Origin of the sequence: Actinomadura sp. HBU206391 (assembly GCF_014323665.1) — a bacterium.
Classification (GTDB): domain Bacteria; phylum Actinomycetota; class Actinomycetes; order Streptosporangiales; family Streptosporangiaceae; genus Actinomadura_C.
On record NZ_JABVEB010000318.1, the window covers coordinates 1 to 5,601 of the forward strand.

The window sequence follows — 5,601 nt, forward strand, 5'->3', positions numbered from 1 at the left end:
TCGCGGCGCGCGCCCGTTTCAGGCGAGTTGACCCGATACGCCCGACTCGGCGACGATCACGATGCCGATGAGCATGAACACCCCGGGGACGATCCATTGGCCGTAGCGCCGGACGATCTCGATGATCTTCTTGTGCGAGCCGAGCCACGAACCGGCCGCACACCAGAGGCCGACCCCGGCCGCGAACACGGCCACGGTCACGATGGTGGCGGGCGTGCCGATGGTGCGGAACATCGGCGTGTAGACCGAGACGTTGTCGGCGCCGTTGGCGATGGTCACTCCTGCGACCGAGAGGATGCCGGTGGCGACCATGGGTGCGGCGTCCTCGCCGTCTCGCCGGGCGCGAACGGCGGCGACGAGTCCCTTGACGCCCAAGGCGAAGGGGACGACGCCGAGCAGGCCCACCCAGTCGTCGGGCATGATGGTCAGACCCAGGGCCGCGATGACCGACACGGCCACCAGGACGGCGATTCCGGCGTGCTGACCCGCCCAGATCTGCCAGGGCCTCGGCCGCCCACCCGCCCGTGCGGACAGGAAGAGCACGGTCAGCACGATGAGGTCGTCGACGTTGGTGCCGGCGAAGACAGCGGCCGCGCTGAGGAGGGTGGACCCGGGGGCGATCACGGCCTACAACCCTAGCCCGCGCCTGGACGGCACGGCCGGACGGCCGGGAGGCCGGAGCGGGGTTGAACGAGAGGGCTAGATGTGCGATCCGGCGCGACATGCGGGTGGCGTCGCCCGTTCGCTCGAGCGGGCCGCACGCGGGCCGCTCCGTCAGCCGGGCGTCGCCTCCCCGGCGTCGCCGGACGACGGCCTGCGCCTGATGCTGTCCCAGATCATCTTGAGGATGCCCAGGCAGACGAGGAGCACCGGGCCGCCGAACAGCAGGCTGAGCCCCAGTTCGCCGAACCATCCCCTCGCGCCCGGTGTCCAGGCGACATCCTTTTCGTCGCCGACGAACATCCCGCCATCGTTCCCGCGCACCAGCCGGGCGGCCTTCTGCACGCCGGGAGCGCAGCCGCCGGAGATCTCCACCTTGGCCGAGACGGACGTCGACCCGTCGAAAGAACGGAAGCTGCCCGAACAGTACCTGCTCTTGCCGATCCCAACGGTTCCGGAAACGGTGACCATCCCGGCCTCGCCATAGTGGCCGGCCGCCGCGAGCGCGCCCTTGCGCAGTTCGTTGACGTTGTAGACGGCAGCGGCGACCCAGACGCCCCCGAAGAAAAGGAGGACCGCGGTGAGAACCGCCCGGCGTCCCCAGATGGTGGCGTTCGCGAGAGCCCCCTCTGGCGGCCTGCCGCTCTCGCCTTTTCCCTTCGAGCTCAACGTGAACCTCGCGTGGTCTCGGAGAGTGCAGTCGGTATGGAGTCCGGTACGAAATCGATGACCATTGCACCCTGTGATCACGGGCTGGACGGGGCGAGTGTACGGCGAAGAGAGGCCGTGTTCCACACTGCCGCGGCCCGGCCATTCCTTCGAGGGAATGGCCGGACGGCCACTGTTCGGATAGACAGGGTCGGGTGACCAGCACCTCGAAGCGCAGCGGATTCGCGGGCGCGCTGCACGAGTGGCGCGCACGCCAACGCGTCAGCCAACTCGAACTCGCCGTGCGCGCCGGAACCACACAGCGCCACATCAGCTTCATCGAGAGCGGTCGCTCGCTGCCCGGCAGAGCCATGGTCGTACGCCTCGCCGAGTCGCTGGGGGTGCCGCTCAGGGAGCGGAACGCGCTGCTGCTGGCGGCGGGGTACGCCCCCGCCTACCCGGAAACGCGGTTCGACGACCCCGGGCTCGAACCGGTCCGCACCGCGTTGGAGAGCGCCCTGCGCGGACACCACCCGTATCCGGCGCTGATCGTCGACCGGCGCGGCGATCTCGTCTCGGCCAAGCCGCCGCCCTGTCCCGGCCGGACGCGACCTTCACCGGGGCGAAGCGGCCCTCCCGCGAGCCGGCCCTTCCCGGCACGGCCGGCCCGCGTCACCCCATCCGTGCCTCACTCGATCTCGGCCGGCGCCTGCGAGAACTGCGCCGCGTAGAGCCGCGCGTAGGCGCCGTCCGCCCGGAGGAGCTCGTCGTGCGTCCCCTGCTCGACGATCCGGCCCAACTCCATGACCAGGATCAGGTCGGCGTCGCGGATGGTGGACAGGCGATGGGCGATGACGAAGCTGGTCCTGCCCTGGCGCAGCGAGTTCATCGCCCGCTGGATGAGCACCTCGGTACGGGTGTCGACCGAGCTGGTCGCCTCGTCCAGGATCAGGATGGCGGGTTCGGCGAGGAAGGCGCGGGCGATGGTGATCAGCTGCTTCTCGCCCGCGCTGACGTTGGACCCCTCCTCGTCCAGGACCGTCTCGTAGCCGTCGGGCAGGGTGCGCACGAAGTGGTCGACGTGCGTCGCCCGCGCCGCGTCCACGATCCGGTCCCGGCTCGCGGCGGTGGCGCCGTAGGCGATGTTCTCGGCGATCGTGCCGCCGAACAGCCAGGCGTCCTGGAGGACCATGCCGGTCTTGGCCCGCAGGTCTTCACGGGTCATCGCGGCGATGTCGGTCCCGTCCAGGGTGATCTGTCCGCCCGTGACGTCGTAGAACCGCATCAGCAGGTTGACCAGCGTGGTCTTGCCCGCGCCCGTCGGCCCCACGATGGCCACCGTCTGGCCCGGCTCCACGGTGAGCGAGAGATCCTCGATCAGCGGGGTGTCGGGGGTGTAGCGGAAGGAGACGTCGCGGAACTCCACCCGGCCGCGCACCTGCGCGGGCCGCTCCGGCTTCGCCGGGTCGGGGTCCTGTTCCCGGGCGTCGAGCAGCGCGAAGACCCGCTCAGCCGACGCCATGCCCGACTGCAGCAGGTTGGCCATGCTCGCCACCTGCGTGAGCGGCTGGCTGAACTGCCGGGAGTACTGGATGAAGGCCTGGACATCGCCGAGCGAGAGCGCCCCTGAGGCGACCCGCAGCGCGCCGACCACCGCCACCAGGACGTAGTTCAGATTGCCGATGAACATCATCGCCGGCTGGATGGTGCCGGAGATGAACTGCGCCCTGAAGCTGGAGTCGTACAGGCTGTCGTTGTGCTCTTTGAAGGTGGCCGCGGCCTCGTCCTGCCGGCCGAACACCTTCACCAGCGCGTGCCCGCTGTACATCTCCTCGATGTGCCCGTTGAGCCGCCCGGTGGTGCCCCACTGCTTCACGAACTGCGGCCGGGCACGCTTGCCGATCATGCTGACGACCACCACGGAGAGGGGGACGGTCACCAGCGCGATCCCGGCGAGCAGGGGGGAGATGACGATCATCATCGTCAGCACCCCGACGATCGTCAGCAGCGAGGTCACGATCTGGCTGAGGGTCTGCTGCAGGGTCTGGGACAGGTTGTCGATGTCGTTGGTCACCCGGCTGAGCACCTCGCCGCGTGGCTGGCCGTCGAAGTAGCTCAGCGGCAGCCGGGCGAGCTTGGTCTGCGCCTGCTCGCGCATCCGGAACATCGGCCGCTGCACGACGGCGGTGGTCAGCCGGCCCTGCATCAGGGCCAGCAGCGACGCCCCGACATAGATCGCCAGGACGATCAGCAGCACCCGGCCGACCTGCTCGAAGTCGATGCCCTGCCCGGGCACGACGTTCATCGAGTCGAGCATGTCCGCGAGGGTGCCCTCGCCCTGCTGCCGGAGGCGTTCCACCGCTTCGGCCTTGGTATCGCCGGCCGGGATCTGCCGGCTCACGACGCCCGAGAAGATCAGGTCGGTCGCGTGCCCGAGGATCTTCGGGCCGAGCACGGACAGACTGACGCTGGCGAGGGCCAGTGCCAGCGTGAGCAGCACGAGCGCACGCTCGGGCCGCATCATGCTCAGCAGCCTGCGGCTCGAGCCGCGGAAGTCCAGCGACTTCTCGGTGGGCATGCCGCCCATGAAGGCGGCCGGCCCGCGGCCGACCCCGGCGCCCGCCGGGCCGGGCCCGCGTTTGGGCGTCGGCCGTTCGCCGGGGGGTGGCGACGTGGGGGAGCTCATGCGGCGGCCTCCTGCTCGGTGAGCTGGGAGAGCACGATCTCCCGATAGGTCTCGTTGTCGTCCATCAGTTCCCGGTGGGTGCCGGTGCCGACGATGCGTCCTTCGTCGAGCACGATGATGCGGTCGGCATGGCGGATGGTGCTGACCCGCTGGGCCACGATGACGACGGTGGCGTCGGCGGTCTCCTCGGCCAGTGCAGCGCGCAGAGCCGCGTCGGTCGCGTAGTCGAGCGCCGAGAAGGAGTCGTCGAACAGGTAGATCTCAGGTCGCCGTACGAGCACGCGGGCGATGGCCAGGCGCTGACGCTGACCGCCGGAGACGTTCGTGCCTCCCTGCGCGATGGGTGTGTCGAGGCCTTCGGGCATCTGCTCGACGAAGTCGCGGGCCTGCGCGATCTCCAGCGCGTGCCACAGCTCCTCGTCGGTGGCGTCCGGCTTGCCGTAGCGCAGGTTGGAGGCGACGGTGCCCGAGAAGAGGTACGGCTTCTGCGGCACGAAGCCCACCGCCTGCGACAGCGCCACCGGGTCGAGCTCGCGCACGTCGACGCCGTCGACGAGGACGCTGCCGCCGGTGGCGTCGAAGAGCCGCGGGGCGAGATTGAGCAGCGTCGTCTTGCCGCTACCGGTGCTGCCGATCACGGCGGTCGTCTCACCGGGCCCGGCGACCAGGTCGATGCCGCGCAGCACGGGTTCCTCGGCGCCCGGATAGCGGAACTCGACGTCGCGCAGTTCCAGATGACCACGCCCGCCGGGGCCGGAGTCTGGGCCGGATTTGGGCCCGGCGACCGGGTCGGCCGGGGGCACGACGCTCGAGTCGGTCTCGAGCACCTCCTGTACGCGCTCGGCGCACACCTCGGCCCGGGGCACCATCATGAACATGAACGTCGCCATCATGACCGACATGAGGATCTGCATGAGATAGCTCAGAAAGGCGGTCAGAGCGCCGATCCGCATGTCGCCGTGGTCGATGCGGCCGCCGCCGAACCACAGCACGGCGACGCTGGAGCAGTTCATGACCAGCATGACCGTGGGGAACATCAGCGCCATGAGGCGGCCGACGCTGGTGGACACATCGAACAGGTCGGTGTTCGACCGGGCGAAGCGTTCCCGCTCGTGCGTGTCACGGACGAAGGCGCGGATGACGCGTACACCGGTGATCTGCTCGCGCAGGACCGAGTTGAGGTTGTCGATGCGTTCCTGCATGAGATGGAACAGCGGCCGCAGCCGCGCGATGAGCAGGCCGATGGCCACGGCGAGCACCGGGATGATGACGATGAGCAGCGAGGACAGCGGCACGTCCTGGTGGAGCGCCATCAGGATGCCGCCGACGCACATGATCGGGGCCGACACCATGAGGGTGAAGCTCATGAGCACCAGCATCTGGACCTGCTGGACGTCGTTGGTGGTCCGGGTGATCAGCGTCGGGGTGCCGAACCGGCCGACCTCCCGGGCGGAGAAGCTCTGCACCCGGTCGAAGATCGCCGCGCGTACGTCACGGCCGACCGCCATCGCGGTGCGGGCGCCGAAGTAGACGGCGCCGATCGAGCAGAGGATCTGCGCCAGCGTCACGCCGATCATCACGCCGCCGGTGTGGAGGATGTAGCCGAT

Annotated in this window: 5 protein-coding genes; 1 reads left to right on the forward strand and 4 read right to left on the reverse strand. The window is 69.6% G+C overall.

Annotation, left to right across the window (positions count from 1 at the left end; all coding sequences use genetic code 11):
- Nucleotides 1-18: 18 nt before the first annotated feature.
- Complete coding sequence (locus tag HKK72_RS35230; RefSeq protein WP_187238739.1) at nucleotides 19-624, reverse strand: cadmium resistance transporter; 606 nt, start codon at nucleotides 622-624, stop codon at nucleotides 19-21.
- Nucleotides 625-774: 150 nt separating this feature from the next.
- Nucleotides 775-1,329 (reverse strand): hypothetical protein, encoded by a 555-nt coding sequence (locus HKK72_RS35235; RefSeq protein WP_187238740.1) that lies wholly within the window; start codon nucleotides 1,327-1,329, stop codon nucleotides 775-777.
- A gap of 194 nt (nucleotides 1,330-1,523) precedes the next feature.
- Between HKK72_RS35235 and HKK72_RS35240 the strand changes: the two genes are divergently transcribed.
- Complete coding sequence (locus HKK72_RS35240) at nucleotides 1,524-2,039, forward strand: helix-turn-helix domain-containing protein (protein WP_315987611.1); 516 nt, start codon at nucleotides 1,524-1,526, stop codon at nucleotides 2,037-2,039.
- On the opposite strand, the gene HKK72_RS35245 is transcribed toward HKK72_RS35240, so the two are convergent.
- Both HKK72_RS35245 and HKK72_RS35250 read right to left on the reverse strand, forming a co-directional pair.
- Nucleotides 1,997-3,994: an ABC transporter ATP-binding protein gene (locus HKK72_RS35245; RefSeq protein WP_187238741.1), complete on the reverse strand. Its 1,998-nt coding sequence runs from the start codon at nucleotides 3,992-3,994 to the stop codon at nucleotides 1,997-1,999. The two genes, HKK72_RS35240 and HKK72_RS35245, sit on opposite strands and share 43 nt — an antisense overlap.
- The coding region (locus HKK72_RS35250; RefSeq protein ID WP_187238742.1) for an ABC transporter ATP-binding protein at nucleotides 3,991-5,601 on the reverse strand (1,611 nt) is incomplete at its 5' end. The genes HKK72_RS35245 and HKK72_RS35250, both read right to left, overlap by 4 nt.

Bases quoted from the DNA above. Each gene is read 5' to 3' on its own strand.
- HKK72_RS35245 (WP_187238741.1), bottom strand. From the start codon at position 3,994: ATGAGCTCCCCCACGTCGCCACCCCCCGGCGAACGGCCGACGCCCAAA.